Origin of the sequence: Cupriavidus numazuensis (genome assembly GCF_905397435.1) — a bacterium.
In the GTDB taxonomy this organism is placed as follows: domain Bacteria; phylum Pseudomonadota; class Gammaproteobacteria; order Burkholderiales; family Burkholderiaceae; genus Cupriavidus; species Cupriavidus numazuensis.
Genome location: NZ_CAJPVI010000103.1, coordinates 1 through 15,646, shown reverse-complemented (window position 1 = coordinate 15,646; position 15,646 = coordinate 1). Strand labels below are relative to the sequence as shown.

Annotated in this window: 17 protein-coding genes and 1 pseudogene; 4 read left to right on the top strand and 14 right to left on the bottom strand. The window is 62.3% G+C overall.

All coding sequences use genetic code 11. The features are described from left to right. On the bottom strand, positions 1-1,707 hold a 1,707-nt coding region (locus KHO41_RS39555; protein WP_407065404.1), incomplete at its 3' end, for a beta strand repeat-containing protein. A gap of 104 nt (positions 1,708-1,811) precedes the next feature. Between KHO41_RS39555 and KHO41_RS39550 the strand changes: the two genes are divergently transcribed. Next, entirely contained in the window at positions 1,812-2,696 is an 885-nt protein-coding gene (locus KHO41_RS39550; protein ID WP_211958646.1) for an alpha/beta hydrolase, read from the top strand. A 76-nt stretch (positions 2,697-2,772) separates the two neighbouring features. Here KHO41_RS39550 and KHO41_RS39545 read toward each other — a convergent pair. The 9 genes and pseudogenes from KHO41_RS39545 to KHO41_RS39505 all read right to left on the bottom strand — a co-directional run. Next, a pseudogene (locus tag KHO41_RS39545) lies at positions 2,773-3,077 on the bottom strand (Mu transposase domain-containing protein); the annotation flags it as partial. A 162-nt stretch (positions 3,078-3,239) separates the two neighbouring features. Further along, positions 3,240-3,398, bottom strand: a complete 159-nt coding sequence (locus KHO41_RS39540; protein WP_211958645.1) for a hypothetical protein — start codon at positions 3,396-3,398, stop codon at positions 3,240-3,242. A gap of 67 nt (positions 3,399-3,465) precedes the next feature. After that, complete coding sequence (locus tag KHO41_RS39535; protein WP_211958644.1) at positions 3,466-3,666, bottom strand: cell division protein ZapA; 201 nt, start codon at positions 3,664-3,666, stop codon at positions 3,466-3,468. Between the two features lie 641 nt (positions 3,667-4,307). After that, positions 4,308-4,610 (bottom strand): flagellar transcriptional regulator FlhD, encoded by a 303-nt coding sequence (flhD, locus tag KHO41_RS39530; protein ID WP_211958643.1) that lies wholly within the window; start codon positions 4,608-4,610, stop codon positions 4,308-4,310. Positions 4,611-5,456: 846 nt separating this feature from the next. Then, positions 5,457-6,410, bottom strand: a complete 954-nt coding sequence (locus KHO41_RS39525; RefSeq protein WP_244874250.1) for a hypothetical protein — start codon at positions 6,408-6,410, stop codon at positions 5,457-5,459. A gap of 193 nt (positions 6,411-6,603) precedes the next feature. Continuing rightward, positions 6,604-7,713: an LssY C-terminal domain-containing protein gene (locus KHO41_RS39520; protein ID WP_244874249.1), complete on the bottom strand. Its 1,110-nt coding sequence runs from the start codon at positions 7,711-7,713 to the stop codon at positions 6,604-6,606. Between the two features lie 137 nt (positions 7,714-7,850). Beyond that, complete coding sequence (locus KHO41_RS39515; protein WP_376990030.1) at positions 7,851-9,146, bottom strand: LssY C-terminal domain-containing protein; 1,296 nt, start codon at positions 9,144-9,146, stop codon at positions 7,851-7,853. 159 nt (positions 9,147-9,305) lie between these two features. After that, positions 9,306-9,866 carry a lipid-binding SYLF domain-containing protein gene (locus KHO41_RS39510; RefSeq protein ID WP_211958640.1) on the bottom strand — a complete coding sequence of 187 codons (561 nt, stop codon included), beginning with the start codon at positions 9,864-9,866 and terminating at the stop codon, positions 9,306-9,308. A 53-nt stretch (positions 9,867-9,919) separates the two neighbouring features. Next, positions 9,920-11,023: an AI-2E family transporter gene (locus tag KHO41_RS39505; RefSeq protein WP_211958639.1), complete on the bottom strand. Its 1,104-nt coding sequence runs from the start codon at positions 11,021-11,023 to the stop codon at positions 9,920-9,922. Between the two features lie 371 nt (positions 11,024-11,394). Between KHO41_RS39505 and KHO41_RS39500 the strand changes: the two genes are divergently transcribed. Beyond that, positions 11,395-11,748 (top strand): hypothetical protein, encoded by a 354-nt coding sequence (locus tag KHO41_RS39500; RefSeq protein ID WP_211958638.1) that lies wholly within the window; start codon positions 11,395-11,397, stop codon positions 11,746-11,748. A 171-nt stretch (positions 11,749-11,919) separates the two neighbouring features. Continuing rightward, a complete protein-coding gene (locus KHO41_RS39495; protein WP_211958637.1) occupies positions 11,920-12,189 on the top strand; it encodes a hypothetical protein in 270 nt (89 codons plus the stop codon). Positions 12,190-12,940: 751 nt separating this feature from the next. Here KHO41_RS39495 and KHO41_RS39490 read toward each other — a convergent pair. The 3 genes from KHO41_RS39490 to KHO41_RS39480 form a co-directional block, all read right to left on the bottom strand. Next, entirely contained in the window at positions 12,941-13,861 is a 921-nt protein-coding gene (locus tag KHO41_RS39490; RefSeq protein WP_211958636.1) for a tyrosine-type recombinase/integrase, read from the bottom strand. 92 nt (positions 13,862-13,953) lie between these two features. After that, on the bottom strand, positions 13,954-14,286 hold the full coding sequence (locus tag KHO41_RS39485; protein ID WP_244874248.1) for a hypothetical protein: 333 nt from the start codon (positions 14,284-14,286) through the stop codon (positions 13,954-13,956). Beyond that, complete coding sequence (locus KHO41_RS39480; protein WP_244874247.1) at positions 14,283-14,981, bottom strand: DUF6884 domain-containing protein; 699 nt, start codon at positions 14,979-14,981, stop codon at positions 14,283-14,285. The genes KHO41_RS39485 and KHO41_RS39480 overlap by 4 nt, the downstream gene beginning before the upstream one ends. A 165-nt stretch (positions 14,982-15,146) precedes the next feature. On the opposite strand from KHO41_RS39480, the gene KHO41_RS39475 reads away from it, so the two are divergent. Beyond that, entirely contained in the window at positions 15,147-15,317 is a 171-nt protein-coding gene (locus tag KHO41_RS39475; RefSeq protein WP_211958634.1) for a DUF2188 domain-containing protein, read from the top strand. Positions 15,318-15,335: 18 nt separating this feature from the next. Here KHO41_RS39475 and KHO41_RS39470 read toward each other — a convergent pair. Beyond that, positions 15,336-15,646 (bottom strand): hypothetical protein (locus tag KHO41_RS39470; protein ID WP_211958633.1); only part of this gene is annotated, 311 nt, incomplete at its 5' end.

Here is a 15,646-nt window from a genome sequence, read left to right as displayed (position 1 = left end):
GAAGGTCGGGCCGGCAATCAGCGTGCCGGCGGTGATCACGCCCGGTTGCACGGTCGTGCCAGCCACCAGGCTCGGCGCGCCCGCCACGTTCACGTTGATCTTGTTGCTGGCCGACAGGTCCGCGGTGCCGGTGACGACCAGCTTGCCGTACGAGCCGTTTTCGCCAATGCCGGTCTGGAAGACGCCGTTGGCGGTCTGGATGTAGTTGCCGGTGACGGTGGCGGTCACGCCCGGTGCGACGGCCAGCGTGCCCGCATTAGTCACGGCACCGCCAATCACCATCACGCCGGCACCCATATTGAAGACGGCGCCGTCCGCGATATTGAACGCGCTGACAGAGAAGATGTTCGACGGGCCGGACGTGTAAGTGCCGTTGACGTTGACGGTAGCGGTGCCGGTGACCGAGCCGCTGATGCTTGCCCGGTTGCCGTTGAGATTCAGCGTGGCGTTGCCGAGCGCGACGTTGCCAGTCAACTGGCCGGTGAGGTTAATGCCGTTGGTGACGGTACTGGTGCTGTCGACGGAGATCGCGGTCGCGGCGGTGATCGTGCCGCCAACGGAAATCGACCCTACCGTGCTGTTGGCCGCAACGTCAATGCCGATCGACTGCCCGATCATCGAAAAGCCCGGCAGCCCGGAACCAATGCTGTTGCCCGTCGCCGTGATCACGCCATCGTTGCGGATGGAGTCGATAACAGCGCCACCTTCCACGCGAATGCCGGTTGCCGAACCGCCCGACGACGAGGCGGCAATAGTGCCAGTGTTGACGATGCCGTTGGTTACCGCGCCGCCGCTTACCTTGATGCCATAGGCCGCCCCGCCCGCCGTCGGGATGGCGCCCACAGACGACGCGCCACCGGTACCGGTGATGGTTCCGTCGTTCCGGATGGAGGCAATAGTGCTGTTCGCGACGTTGATGCCGACGCCGGCGCCGGCGCTTGCTGGCAGCGTAATGGTTGTGCCGGCATTTCCGCCTGTGCCGGTAATCTGGCTCGCCGTGCCGCTGTTCACAATATCGCCGACAGTGGCCGACTGGATGTCGATACCAATGCCAGTGCCGCCCGATCCGGGCGGCCCTAGCATCGCGCCACTGCCGCCGGCACCGCCAGTGGCGGAGATCGTGCCGAAGTTGGTCAGGGTGCCGGTCTGGCCGCCGCTTACGCTGATCGCGGTGGCAGCGCCACCGGAACCGGAGATGAGGACGCCGTCGCTAGAGCCCGCGCCGCCGGTCGCTCGAATGCTTGCTCCGGCTGCATTGATCAGGTTGTCCAGCAGCAACGAGGAAGGACTGCTGGAGTCATAAATGCGGATCGCCGTTGCACCGCCGCCGGAGGTGCCCATGGTGCCGTTGTTGCCCAGGCTTTCGATCACGCCGTCGTTGTTGATCGGCACGCCGACGGCGGCCAAGGGGGACACCACTACGGCATCGCCACCCGTCACGCTGATCACCCCGTTCGGAGCCGTGACATGCAGGCTGCTGCCCGAATACAACGTGCAGGTGTAACCGAACGTCGAGCTGATCGTATTCGCCCCGTATTCATTGCACGTAGGGATGATGGCCATGGCCGGCGTGGCCGCCAGCACCCCGACTGCCATCATCACCGCGCTGACCATGATGCGCGGCACAGAAGGCGGCAATTGGGAAGTGGCCGTGGCTACATCGGCTGCGCGGGGGACTTTCCGGTACGACTGTTTCTTTGAATGCATTTTCTTCTGTTGATGGCTGATTACGTGAAACCCGGGTGGCCAAACCGCCTGGGGACTCGGTAGACTCCCCGTGCTCCGGCCGACTGCTTTTCTGTACTGCTCACATGCAAGGCATCCACACGGGCGTTGCCGCCCGGCTTCGCTTCCAGTCTCCGCGACAATGGCTGCGGCTACCGCTACTGCTGTCCTTTGTCGCGCTACTGGCCGCGTGCAACAGCCTGTCCCCTGTCGCCCGCAGGCAGGGCGCCGACACGCTGGCCTCGTCACACGGCTGGCAAGCGCTGCGCCTGCCGGTGCGCGACTTCGTGCTGGCCGGCTACGCGCCACCGGCCGCGATGGCAGACGTGCTGACCATCTACATCGAAGGCGATGGCATGGCCTGGCTCAGCCCCTCGCGCCCTTCCGACGACCCCACGCCACTGCGGCCGGTCGCGCTGGAGCTGGCCTTACTGCACAGCCACGGCACGGCCGCCTACCTCGCGCGGCCATGCCAGTACGTTCAGGACGCCGAACGCAGGGGCTGCGCCACGCCGTACTGGACCGACCGCCGGTTCGCCGCGGAGGTGGTGGAAGCCGCCAGCGAAGCCATTGACGCGCTCAAACAGCGCTACCACGCCAGCCGGCTGGTCCTGGTGGGCTACTCGGGCGGTGGCGCCATCGCCGCGCTGGTCGCCGCGCGGCGCCACGACGTGGTCCGCCTGGTGACTGTCGCCGGCAACCTGGAACCGCTGGCCTGGACCCGTCTGCACGACTTGCCGCCGCTTGCTGGCTCGCTCAACCCGGCCGACGCCTGGCGCCAGTTGCAGGACATTCCGCAAGTGCATTTCGTCGGCGCCGAAGACACCAACGTCCCGCCGGACGTCGCTGCCGCCTACGCCGCACATTTCCCGGCGGACAAGCGTCCGGAGATCCGGGTCATCGATGGCGCTTCGCACACCTGCTGCTGGGCATCACGCTGGCCGACGCTAGCCGGCATGGCCTTTCCGTAGTGACTTGCTCCGCCTCCCATGCGGATTACGGATGTCAATGTCTAAACTTGAGGACAATCAAACATATGTTCCGGGCGTGGGGCACGCTGTAGCGATGCTTGTTGATCTCGACATCTGATCAATGTGGACCTTGACGGTGCGGAACCTGGCAATCTCGTAGGGCACCGCCGGCAATGGGCGTAACGCCGGCGCATCCAAGGCCGCGAAGGCGCTGGCACGGCTGCCCGGCAGCTTCTGGAAGGGGCGCTCATTGAGTGCGGGCAGTAACTGCGCAATCGCACGGTCGACCGCATGCACGGTCTCGAATCGCTGATGGCGCAGTCGAGCGAGGATCCAACGTTCTACGATCTGCACTGCTACCTCAACCTTCGCCTTATCGTGGCGAGACCGAAACCTCTGGGGCGGCAACGCGCCAAGTCGAAGTCTGTGACCCGCGAGCCCCCGCTACAGCGTCGCAAGACGCTTAGCGGCGGGAGAGTTCATCACCATCCATAGTTGATTTCCTGCGCCCATCAAGCTGCTGCGATCAGCATGGAGATAAAGTCAATTGTGGTGGTGCGACACGTGTCGCACCACCAGTTTCGACTTTAGCTCTGTACCGCGCCCGGCCTCTAACAGTTGGCGGATCGACGCTATGGCCTGATTCGCCCGGTCCTCAATGGGATCGAGCGCCTCAACAGGAAAAAGAGAAATGATTTGCATGGTGCCCCTTCTTTGGACGAGGCACCACCCATGAGGGCGTGCCCCCATGGGTTGGTTGAGAGAGAGATTACAGATCTGCCACGTAGGCGATGCAACTGACATCGCCTGGCGAGCCGGCGATCCGTGCCCCTTCGCGACAAAGCGAGAAGTCCCGCACATTGGCCTCGATTTCACTGGCAAGTTGCCGAAGGCGGCGTGCCACTTCTGCGGGACCGGCTGTGCTTTGGAGCTCCGGGCCATCCAGCCCAATACTCACGATCAAGTTCACGGACACACCTCCATCACGGCAAGCCAGGGTTGGAGCTTGTGCAGCGCCTTTTGGTTGGTGTCGATGTAGCGCGGCAGCAGCGTGGCGGCCCTATCGGCCGAAGTCATACTGTTTTCCATTGTATGAAGAATCTATTTGTTTGCAGTCACTGGACCTGCACGGATTGAAGAAGACCGCTGCTGCATCGTGCGGCCGGCGGCAACCCGCTGGTGGTGGTAACGACGGCGGCGAGACCGAAACCTCTGGGGGCGGCAACGCGCCAAGTCAAAGTCTGTGACCCGCGAAACCCCCGCTACAGCGTCGCAAGACGCTTAGCTGCGGGAGAGTTCATCACCATCCATAGTTGATTTCCTGCGCCCATCAAGCTGCTGCGATCAGCATATGGTTGCGGGGGAGCCCCGCGGCATGTCCCTCGTTCCCCGTGCTCCGCTTCCCGCCGGGATATCCTTCCGGTTGGCGTGCGCACGATACTCAAGTCGCATCCCTACCGAGGTGGGGATGAATTTTGGTGTGCTGTGGCCGTTACAGGAGGCATGCGGATCGCTAATCCGCTGCATCACTCCCCGATGCCTTATAGCGTGCGTCTACGATGTAGACGCACCTCTTTTTTCTCTACGAATTTCTGAGGCGGCGCTCGCTGCTCAAATGGATCGGACTTGTTGCTGTGCCAGCAAGATTGCTGCGTGGGCGGACTGAAATCCGATCGCCGGGGTCTCCGTTACCAGGACGTTAAGCCTGCTGGCGTCAGTAATCCGGAAATCGCAAATCAGGGCGCCAGAGGCTGCCAGCTTGATTACCTGTGCCGTCGTCAGCTTTCCCAGAAGCTCTGCGAGCTCCGGGCTGACTCCCAATCTGTATGCTGCGGCCAATTTGTCCTCCCGGGCGAGCTTTTGGGCTAGCAGGAGGTAAGAGAGGTTGAATTCCTCAAGGTCAGCGGTGCACACCGGTTCTCCCCAATATTATTGTCATGTGCTAGTCCCCCAGTCTTGCTGGCGGCAGCGGGGAAAAAGTCTATGGAGAGCCTTACGGTGGCAGAAGAGTAGATCTACTTATGTAGCGTGTCTGTCTGGAAATTGCAGTTCGATTGTCGGCCGCTGGTACCCGCCTCTGTTGCATCTATCCAAACTTCGATCGGGAGACTGGCCAGATCGATGGCCGACATGAACTTCTTCGAATTCCGGACCAACGATATGACGAATGCGAAGGGCTTGTGCAACACGACAAGCCCGGTATCACCAAGGTGATGCTTTATGTAGGAAACCGGAATTAGCCGGACTACGTGCGTTTTTGCCGGACTGGAAATCCGGAATTAGCCGGACTGGCGTGAAATCCCGTGACGCTGAGCCAGGACCTGACGGCCAAGTTCACCGTCGCCCTTTGGTTGACGTAAGCAGTGGATGGTCAAGAGATCGGGCGAGGCGGACGTCAATACGAGACACCGCCATTTTCCCAGTCTGAGACATGCGTTACTGCCGATCCGAGACCAGCACCTGGCTATCCGAGCCCGCGACCGCGATGCCTGCCATGCACGGGCGGAAGGGATATTTGACGTCGAAGGTCTCATCCGGGCATGCGTTCTGAATGCCGCCACTTGGGCGATCCAGGCGTTGTGGCCGACGCGTCAGCGTCGGAAACCGGCCAGAAGGCGACATCCAGCAGCTTCATCGCGAACGGCAGCTCTCGGCTTTTAGAGACGTTCGGCGCCGGAGTTTCTCTACGCAAGTTGGCCACCGTTTTCCGGATTTTCTGGAATTTCCGGTATGTCGGGAACAAACGTCTAACGCCCGGAATTATCGAGTCGTGGCCTCCGACTGCTCCTCGATAAACCGCAGAATGGCCTCGGTCAAGGCTTCGCGCGGGTAGGCGTTCCGCGTGACAAACATCGCACCGATGGTCGGGCGGGTACGCGCAACCGGGACAGCCAACGCCCAATGATCGGCGTTAGCATAACCGATGATGGTGCTGCCGGGTATGACCTGGTCGTAGAAGATCATCTGGCTGTCGTTACGCGCGTCGACCTGTGCCAGTTTGTCGTAGCTCGACGTAAGGATCGAGGATATTCGTTCGCGCTGGGGGAAGGTCACGAGGGAGTAGTAGCGCAGCTCCGTGGGCAGCGGATGCGCCGCCAGCCACGCCTTGCGCACTCCCGGCCTCAGGCTCTGCACGCCACCGCCGTCTCCCGTCCGGCACGTGGCGCCGGGAAAGTATTGCAGCAGGTCTGCCTGGTATTGCTCGGCATCGTTGGCAAGCGGCGAGCCGCCGACCGCACCTGCAGCGCTCACCACGGCTGCCACGCGGCTGCGGATCTCAGGATAGTTGACGACGGCTTCGAGGATGTCGGGCGCACCCTTTGAGTAGCCGATCAGGACAATGCGTGGTCCATCGTTGCCTGGTGGCGGCGTGGACATGATCGCATCACGTATCTGGCGTGCGTTGTTGGCGGAGCTCGACAAGGCATCCACGTTGAGCCAGGTCGCGTCATAGCCAAAGCGCTTCAGGTGCGCCACAACAGTTCCGGGCGGATTGAGCCATGGCGCGAAGCAGTCGTATCCGATGCCAGGCACCACCATCGCTACGAGATGCCGTTGCGACAGACCGAGATTGACAGGCATGCCAGTGCCGGCAGGCTCCACACCGACGCGCGCCAGCGCCTCGCCGCATGGCCGGTAATCGGGGAGTTCCGACTGCCGGGCCTCGAGAATCGCGCAGAATATCTCGCGGAACCGCCCGCGAGCGTCGCTCACTCCCGCCGCGGATGCCGGCAGCAGGACCAACGGCGGCGTTTCAGCGGTGTAGGGGATGAGCGGCTTCGAAGCGCATGCGACTAACGCCAAGAATGCGCCGAGCCCTATGCACGTGGCCAGGAACTTCAGGTACCGGGCGCCCCAAAGCAAGGCGTGCCGCCTGGCGCTGCTACGCGCGCGAAGAGGAACTCGCTCATTCGCGATCATCTTTGTCCTCCCCGGAGGCGGGAGCACCATACCGAACCACGTATGGCACCCAGTCCAATATCTCCAGATCGGACAGGCTCAGCGGTCTGGTGGCAAAGAACATGACCGCGCGCAGCCCGTCGGTAAAGTAGTACGCCCCATCGAGTGCCGTCCGCACCTGCGCACGGGGTGCGTGCCCCACACCGCCGATGAAGCCAAGCTTCTCCATGCCTTCCGAATACATGCCGTCCTGGATCACCAGGTTCCTCGCCTCGTCGACGTCTTCGTGCAGCACTGGGACGCTGTCCTTCGCAGCAAAGCGACCGCCAACCGGGCGGCCAATCTGCAAAACATAAACCGTCCGCGCTTCGTAGCTGAACGGGACGCGCCATGCCCGTATCCAGTTGGCGGGCGCCCCGGCCTGCGCCTGCTTGCGCAGTACCGCATCGGGGATGCGCCCGAAGACATACTGGGCATTGTCAAAGGCTTGCTGGTTGCGCCGGTAATTGCGTCGCACCATGGCAGCCCCAAAATCTTCGAGATCGCCAATGGCGACGCCGTTCAGCGGGTCCGCGCTGACTTGCCCGGTAGCGTCAGTCGCGCAACAGGGCAGCCGCTCGAGCGCAGCGCGTAGCGACGGCAGGTCGCGGTAATCCGTGACGGCAGATGCCGGGTACTCGAACAATTGTCGGGCAAAGCTCGGATTTCCCGCATCGTCGGGCACCTTGAGGAACAGCGTGAAGGTCACCAGGGACAGATTTCCCAGTAGATCCACGTTCAGCAGCTTGGTGCCACGCTCAGGATTGGTAAACACGACACCGGAGCGGGTTGCCCCAGGAGGAATCGGGTTGTGGAATCCCTGCCGGTTGAACCATTCGTCAATTCGCGCATTGGTCTTGCCGCCGAACCACGTATGCACGGACCAGGCGACCTCCAGTGGCGAGAAGTAGTCGGGGTCGGTACCTGTGCGCAGCAACCCGAGCGACTGGGACGTCTGGTTGGTGACTTCGATCCACACCGGCTGCACGCCGGTCGCATTGAGATTCACGCCGAACATGCGCTCGCTATCCGCCGTACTCAGCACCGCCGCGCTCAAGCTCACGTCCTGCTTCGTCACGCTCGTCGCGCGAGCCCTGACCGGTGCATCGCCCGCATCGGGCGGAGGCTGCCAAGTGGAGCAACCCGCAAGCAGGCACGCCAGTACCGCGGCTTGCGCTATCGTGCAAAGACAGCGGCGAAGGAAAGCCGACTGGTTCATCGCCCGAGTCCCGGCATGATATGACGCGGCCCCTCATGTTCGCGCCATCGCAGGAAGCGGATCGTGGCGAGAGAAACAGGGCGGCGGTCGAACACGAGGACCAGGCGGTCCCCATCCGTATAGTACGGGTCCGTGGTCAGGTTTTCTCGCGGGGTGGCCGGCGACGCGGCACCGACGCCGGAAGCGTATCCGACAATGGCAAGGCCCTGGGAATAGGCCATGTCCTCGGCCAGCGCCGTGCGTGCTTCGTCGACATCGGGATCGATCTTGTGCGTGGTCAGTGTGGGCGAGTGGATCGTGAGCCGGCTGCCAATGTCCCGGCTGATCTGCCCTACCCATACCGACTTGCCGTGATAGCGCATGGGACTCAACCAGAGCCGCAGATGGTTGCGTTGATGAATGTTGTCGCGCGCCTTTTGGAGCGCCAGATCCTGTGGCCGCCCATAGAGGTAGAGCTCGCTCACTGGCGCGTTGAGGTATCGCTCCCCTGAGAGCGCTGACGACACCACCTTCATGATCGCCCCGGACCATTTCATTTCGGTTGGGCGCCAGCCGCGGCGCACCAGGGCGGGGAACGCATCGTCAAGCCCCCCTACGACGACGAGGTTCAGGGGGTCGCCGTTTCTTGAGCCGTCGCCATTGGTGGTGCAGCAGGGCAAGGCCTCCAGCGCTGCCCGGAAGGCATCGTCATCTTCGTAGTTGCGGATCTGATCGGGCGGATATACCTCGCGCCGGAATACAGCATTCTCCTGATAGTCGCTTCGGAAGCCGGGCACAACGGTGAATATCGAGAACGCCCGTTCGCGGCCGTCGGCCACCAGGTCCAGTTGAATCAGCCTGACACCTTCCTCGAGATTGGTCAGCACCATGCCTGAAACGGAATGCCCCGGCGGCACGGGGTTCCTGAAGGCAAGCTGCCGAAAGCGTTCGATCGTCTGCTCCCGAGCCTGGGGCGACTCGCCTGCGGCAAACACGTCGGCAGCTTCCGAACTTGGGAAGAAATTGGGATCGAGCCCCGGATACAAAAGGAAGTAAGGGCGATCCTCGTCATTTCGCACCTCGACCCAGACCGGTTGCATCCCCTTCTTCGCAAGCGGCGCTTCATACCTGGCCTCGCTTTCGTCGGCCGACAGGACTGCCACCGACACCGTCACGCCGCCGTCGGCACGTGTCACGGCACGGCCGTGAAAGTCGGTGTCGGATTCCGTGGTGGCCGGGGTAGCGCAGCCAGCCAGAAACCCCACCGTGGCCATGACAGCGATCGTCAGCAAGAAAGCGCGGGCAGGCTCCATCAACATGGAACAGCGAGTGGCAACGTCGGACTCGGTCGTGGCCATGGGCAAGCTCGCACGGGACTGGGACCACCCGGCCCCCTATCGATGACAGGAGACACCGGCATCGTCCTCCCAGATCACGCCGGGTACCTCGCTTTCGCTAGCAGGCGATCAACCTCAGTTCAGTTCGTCGTCCTTGTAGTACTTCGTCCCTTTGGCCGTCAGTTCAACCGCGAGCCCCTTGTCGGTGATCTGGTAAAGCCAGACGCCCGGCCCAACGGCAAGGGCGCCCTGGTATGCGCTGCCTGTGTCGCCCGCTTTTGCCGCAGCGGTCGCCTGCCCGCCGAGCGTCCATCCCGAATTGATGAAGTCGTTCAGCGCCTTCGCGTTATCGAACACCCACACCAGTTGGAACTTCTTGGCTCCAATGCCTAACCCAGCCTGCAACTCGACCATCTTCATATAGGCGGTTGCCTTGGTCTTGTTATTGACCGCGATGCCCTCGCCCTTTCCACTGCCCGCAAACAGAATCTTCATGCCGAAGTTACTGAACGCCGCATAGCCTGCCGCCGATTCCACCGCCGCACGGGCCGATGGTTGCGCTTTGTAGAGCGCATTCAAGGCGTCTTGCGCGGCCTTACGGACTTCGGCCTGCTGTTCGGCCTTGCTCGCGCCAAGCGCAATGCCGGACAAGGCCACTGCGGGTATCACTCCCAGGACCACCGTACGACGTTTCATTGCAATCCCTCCCTCCGTTGTAGAGCAAACGTCCAGAGGCACGCGTGGCCGCCTCAAGGCTGTCTCTGTTCGCCAGACCCAGCGTCGGCCGGGACGTCTTCGACCCATTGCCAGAACAACTGATAGCCAACAGCGAGCACCACCGGCCCGATAAACAGGCCGATCACGCCGCCCGCCACCATTCCACCCAGCGCACCGATCAGGACCACTGGCATCGGGACGTCAACGCCTCGGCCCAGCATCAGGGGCTTCAGCACGTTGTCGGCGAGGCCAGCAATGAAGGTGTAGATGGCGAAGGCAATGGTGCCCGCAGTTGCCCCTTCGGTGACAAAGACGAGAACGATGACCGGTATGGTGATCAGTGTGGCCGGCAATTGCATGATGCCCAGCAGGAGTACCGCCAAGGCTAGTAACCCAGCACCTGGAACGCCCTTGATCACAAAGGCAACACCGATCAGGAGCATTTGAATGAATGCGATACCAACCACGCCTTGCGCGACTGCCCTGATGGTCGCCGCGCACAAGGTAGTAATGCGCTGGCCTTTCTCCGGACCCGAGATGCGCGAGGCGATTTGCACGGCACTGCGGCTACCCAGCTCGCCATAGGCCATGAATATCCCGGCAATGATCAGCGCACCAACGAATACGAGCAGCCCCGTACCGACACTGGCCATGATGCTGAGAAATGCAAGGCTCGCGTCCTTGAGTCGGGGGGCAAGAGTCTGGACCAAGCCTGTCAGGTCGGTCGCGGCCTGCTGCCAAATTGCATAGACTCGCTTACCAATCAGGGGCCAGGCGGCTACCGATTCCGCTGGAGGCGGAATCTGAATACTCCCACTTTTGGCAATTGCCATAGCGCTCTCTGCAGAGTCAACGATGGCCATACCCAACAGATACGCCGGCACAATGATGACGGCAATGGCAATCAAAACGATTAACGTCGCAGCGTAACCATCTCTCTTGACGTAGCGGCTGCTAAGCCACACCTGGAGCGGGTAGAGCGTAACGGCAAGGATCAGTGACCAGACCAGCAGGTCGAAGAATGGCCGGAATATCTGAAAGCAGAAAATCGCCAGGACTGCGATCAGGCCCGCTCGAATCAGCACGTCAAGGAATTCACGGGACAGAGCTTTCCCAGAAGCGGGCGTGGGCAACATGGTTTGTCTCCGTTCTTCTTAGTTGCCGAAATCTGCGCGGCGGCGCAAATTCATTCTAGTGCTTGTTATTCTGCCCAGTGGGATTACATACGCGAGTTGGCTGCCACCTCATGCGCCACTTTCCTTGCCACAAGTACCGTGCAATCCCACCGCGAATCCGCATGCCATGCCTCGTGTGTCGGCAAGCTCACTCATTCTCGTCCTGTGCAGCATTCCGATACCATTGCAGCCTCCTGCGCCTGTTGCCTAGACTGTTACGGTGTACGGATCTGGTCTTTGACCCACCCGGGGGCATATCACCGCATCGGCAGGTGCCGACCCAAGCTCAAACTGCAGCATGGTGCGCCTGCGAATCGATTGGGGCTAATAACATGAAACTTCCCTTCATCCTCGCTCTTGCGACAGCCGCAATCGCGGGTTGCGCCGCTCCGTCGCCGTTCACGCCGCCCCCAACGCAAGACACCCGTGCCGTTGGCCAAAGCAAGCTTGAGCCCAAGGCAGCCGCCGAGTGCATCGGGAAACAATGGATGCAAAGCTCCGGGCAGCAGGTGTGGATGCAGTACATGCTCGCCAATGATCAGGCATTCGATGTCTACGTTCCGGGGCAGCAGCCGCCAGCCGGTGCGGCAGCGGTCGTGCGAAAGTCGCCAGCCGGAGCTGGCTCATGGCTCGGCTTCCGCGGCGCCGACAGTGGTGCGGCTGGTGCTATCAGCCAATGCCAGTGAGGTCGCCGCCAGTGCAACCGCGCTCTGCGAGCTGCTACCGTAGCGCCACCGATAAAGCGCGGTCTGCGTTGCCTCTGCATCCTCTTCGGCCCAGGAGTTGGCGCTTTACACGGGACAGCGCAGCGACAACTGACTGACCGCCGTTTCAACCAAGCACGAAGGAGCGTGAGAATGGTCGAATCAAGAAATGGACTTTGGAGGCGGAAGGGCGCAATGCTGGTGGCAGCCGGACTCCTGGCGCTATCGGGCACTGCCCTGGCCACCAACCAGTCGCAACAGCGCCAACAAGGCAGGAACGCAAACCAGGCTGCCAAACAGGAAGCGCGAGCGGGCAAGGTCGACTGCCGAGCTGCAAACGAGAAGAGCAACTCCCAATGCCGACAAGAAAAGCGCGATACGAAGCAGGAGGGCCGCGAGCAAAAGCGGGACATTAAGTACTAGCGCCGGTTGTGTGAGTATCCAGCAACGGCGTGGTCGAGGGACCAAGCGGATCGAGCCGATGACTGCCAGGCGCGCCCTGGCCGCGCCGCGCCGGCTGACCGGCGCACCAGCCCCGCTAATAGACGGTGTGGCCGTTCGGCCTTTGAGAGCTCCCGCTAAGCCTGCGCTGGGTTGAAGCGCAACTCCAGGGTCGGTTAGCGACGACCACGGGCTTCTCAGCGAGCAACTGTCTCAGGCTGGCCTGATGAGGGACAGCTTCCAGTCGATTGAAAGCCAACAATGGAAGTTCTCGAGCGGCATCGCTGTGCCCGTGCGGGCAGCTCCCGAAGCGGGACTTGTCTGCGAAAACGCTGGAGCTGCGGTTCCCGACAGAAGTGGTGCGATTTGGATTGCCATATATATTCCGGGTTGTCTTCATAACCTTGCTTGCGCCTGAGTAATCCTCTTGGGCACGCGCAAGTACTGGCGATGATGCGGCCGCTCATCTGATATTTCGGGTCGACGTTTGATGCGTTGGGACGCCCCGGGAAAACCCGGCATCAACGTACTGCAAGATGAAAGCCGATGACCGCTACTTTGGTCATTACAGCCGTTCGCTCTGGCCGCGCCAAACGGCGGAGATGGGTCGGCAAGAGCCTTTGCCGGGGCACGAGCACCGTAGAACTTCGAGGTTGGGAGGCCTACGAAATGTGTGCCAGGGGCGCCTGCGGAGCAGTCCGGCTAACTCGTGCTTCTTTTCACGGCAGTCCGGCTAATCCTCGTTCTTGCTCTGACTTTCGGCGATAGTGGCCGCGATACGGTCACAGGTCCGATGGCTGGTGAGCCCGAGCATCTGGCTCACGTCCTCATGCGAGCGGCCAGCGAGGAGTTGCCGGCGACAGAACGTGTTGCGTAGCGTGCGCGGGCTCATTTCGACGTCCGAGGCGCCGATAGCTTCGAGTGCGGTCCGCACAAGGCGGCCGAAGCTCATGTCGGTGATGGGGCGTCCGTCTGAAAGCAGGGAAAAGAGCAAGTCGCCATCGATCGGCAGCGACTTGCGTCGGGCCAGCCAGTCGCGCAATAGCGGTACCGCGAAGTCAGCCAGATGCACCGTGCGAGCGTCACGCGGTCCATGCGCCGGCACGAAGAGGTAGGGCGGCACCGCGTCGGGGTAGAGATCCACCATGCGAGCCGACCGCGCCTCGGCTGCGGTGATGCCTGCTCCGAGAAAGGTGGCCACGATGGCGCGGCTGCGCAGGCTGGCCAGGTCCGCGGCGGGGTGTTGCAGGTAGGCCTGCAGCTGCTGGTCGGTGGTCGCATCGAGGTATTGCGGCGTGGGCTCTTCCTCTGGCCAGCGCACTGAGGCGAGCAGGCCCGCTGCGGGATTGTCCTGGCGCACGCCGGCGAAGACCAGATGCCGGCACAACCGATCCAGCAGCTTCGCGTACCGCATGCGGGTGGCCTGCGAGTAGGTTCTTGCGTGAGGGGTCTGCCAGAAGGCCTCGATGTCGTCGGTGCCGAAGGTGGCGACGGTAGCGCCCCTGGCCACGAGGTGTCGTCGGAAGTGCTCGAACATGGCCTGGTGCTGGACGATCGAGCGGGCAGAGAACGGTCGCCGGTCTGCGCCAGCAGCTTCGCGAGCCTGCCAGTCACGGTAGGCAAGGGTGGGGTTCGACAGCCAGAGATCGTCCATGGTCAGCCATGCCTATTGTTATATACTGATTTTAGCTTCCCGCACACCCATGCCGCCTCGCTGAGGCGGACACCGCTCGCAAGAGAGGGGCGTCAGCAGCAACGACGACCGCGCTGATTGCGTCGGGCCGTTGTACGAGCACGCGTCAGCGCGTAGCGCGGGTAGCTCCCGTCCAGCATCTCGGCGATCTGGCGCAGCCGGCGCTCTTTCGAGAAGCAGCAGGCGAGCAAGCATTCGTCGGCGCAGAAGCGCAAGACCTCGTGGAGCAGGGCGTAGCGCTTCTCGTCCGGGAAGTGCAATTTGCCGGCGTTGGCCCAGGCGCGGAATCCGGCGCGGGCCAGCGCAAGCAATGCCTCAGGCGTGCCGTGGAACGGCTGGAACAGCGCCTTCGCCTCTTGCTGCAGGGTTCGCTCGAAGTCAGTCATGCCGCTACCTGCATCGAGAGAGGGTGCACGTCATTCACGCTCACCCAGCGTGCGGACAACATTGTGCGGCCGCGGACGACCTCCTGGATCTCGACATCCGCGGTTGGCCCGCTCGGGCCATCGAAGACCGCCTGCACGCGTGCCGTCAGGGCAGGTCGACCAGGCACGGCGCGGTACCGTACGTTCACCATGGCGCCGGCTTCGAGGCAACCGTAGCGCCGATACACGGGTCTGCCATTGGCATGCTGGCCAATCTGATCGCTGAAAGCAGGCGCGAGCCCGTCGAGGAACGCACCGAGCTGGGAGCGCTGCAGGCCGATCCCTCCCTCAGTCTCCCGCACGTCCGGCAGTTCCGCGTGGTATTGGCGGGCCAGGGCTGCGCGCATGACGCGCCGATACTCCTTGCCGCCGGCTAGCATCACCGCGCCGATCCGCGAGGGCCAGGCCGTTTGCCGCAGAGAGGCCGGCAGATCGGCTAGCATCCGATCCGCACGCTGCGGGGTCATGCGCTCATCGTACGGGGCGATCTCGGCATGGGGGTCGAGAAAGCCGTGCCGCGCTGACAAGATCAGCACGCGTGGTGCGGCATCGCTACGGACGTGCGCGCGGTAGGATTGGTACATCACACCTTGATAAAGGTCGATGGCACGTGCCGGCCGGTCCAGCTTCGTTCCTGAGCACGCCAGCAACAGCAAGGCGGGTGCCAGCTCACAGTATGGTTGGACATTTGATCGTGGGTTAGGGAACAAGGACAGTTGTGAGAGGGTAGGGAGCATCGCGGGCCTATAGGCGGTTCACGCATTCACTCTGCCTGCCCTGTGCGGAAGTCAAGGTTGCGGGGATGCTCGGTGGAGACAGCCATGCCTGGACAAGACATCCATGTGGAGACATTCGATACTCAGGCCGACGCCATTGCCGCCGGCACGCGGCGCGCCAAGGAAAAGAAGGTCGAGCTATTTATCCATGGCCGGGACGGTCAAATCCGAGAACGGAATACCTTCGGTCACGATCCGCGCGACGTCGCGGGTTAGTGCCTGGTCGGCCGGGTCTCAAAACCTGCCACCCGAGTGCATGGTGTTCTGGCTCTGTTGAAGAGAAAGCCCCCCGCCGGAGGGGTTTCGCATCGGCCGTGCACCGATAAGAATCCGCCATGTCGACAGAATATGACCTATCGACTTTCCCGAGGCCCGCCATGCGCGGGCTTTTTTTTGGCTGAGACGCAAGTCATGGATCCGAAAGTGACTTAATCTCCGCATTCTTGGCACCTGTGGCCTGGTGTTGCGCTGGGCTTTTCCCGCCTTGTTGTATTTCAGCGGGAAGGCGGCCCGAGTTTTCGACAGGCCCCCACTTTTTTTGGCTG

Coding starts and splice junctions, on each gene's coding strand:
- KHO41_RS39550 (WP_211958646.1), top strand. CDS start 1,812: ATGCAAGGCATCCACACGGGCGTTGCCGCCCGGCTTCGCTTCCAGTCT.
- KHO41_RS39540 (WP_211958645.1), bottom strand. CDS start 3,398: ATGCAAATCATTTCTCTTTTTCCTGTTGAGGCGCTCGATCCCATTGAG.
- KHO41_RS39515 (WP_376990030.1), bottom strand. CDS start 9,146: ATGGAGCCTGCCCGCGCTTTCTTGCTGACGATCGCTGTCATGGCCACG.
- KHO41_RS39510 (WP_211958640.1), bottom strand. CDS start 9,866: ATGAAACGTCGTACGGTGGTCCTGGGAGTGATACCCGCAGTGGCCTTG.
- KHO41_RS39505 (WP_211958639.1), bottom strand. CDS start 11,023: ATGTTGCCCACGCCCGCTTCTGGGAAAGCTCTGTCCCGTGAATTCCTT.
- KHO41_RS39500 (WP_211958638.1), top strand. CDS start 11,395: ATGAAACTTCCCTTCATCCTCGCTCTTGCGACAGCCGCAATCGCGGGT.
- KHO41_RS39495 (WP_211958637.1), top strand. CDS start 11,920: ATGGTCGAATCAAGAAATGGACTTTGGAGGCGGAAGGGCGCAATGCTG.
- KHO41_RS39490 (WP_211958636.1), bottom strand. CDS start 13,861: ATGGACGATCTCTGGCTGTCGAACCCCACCCTTGCCTACCGTGACTGG.
- KHO41_RS39485 (WP_244874248.1), bottom strand. CDS start 14,286: ATGACTGACTTCGAGCGAACCCTGCAGCAAGAGGCGAAGGCGCTGTTC.
- KHO41_RS39475 (WP_211958634.1), top strand. CDS start 15,147: ATGCCTGGACAAGACATCCATGTGGAGACATTCGATACTCAGGCCGAC.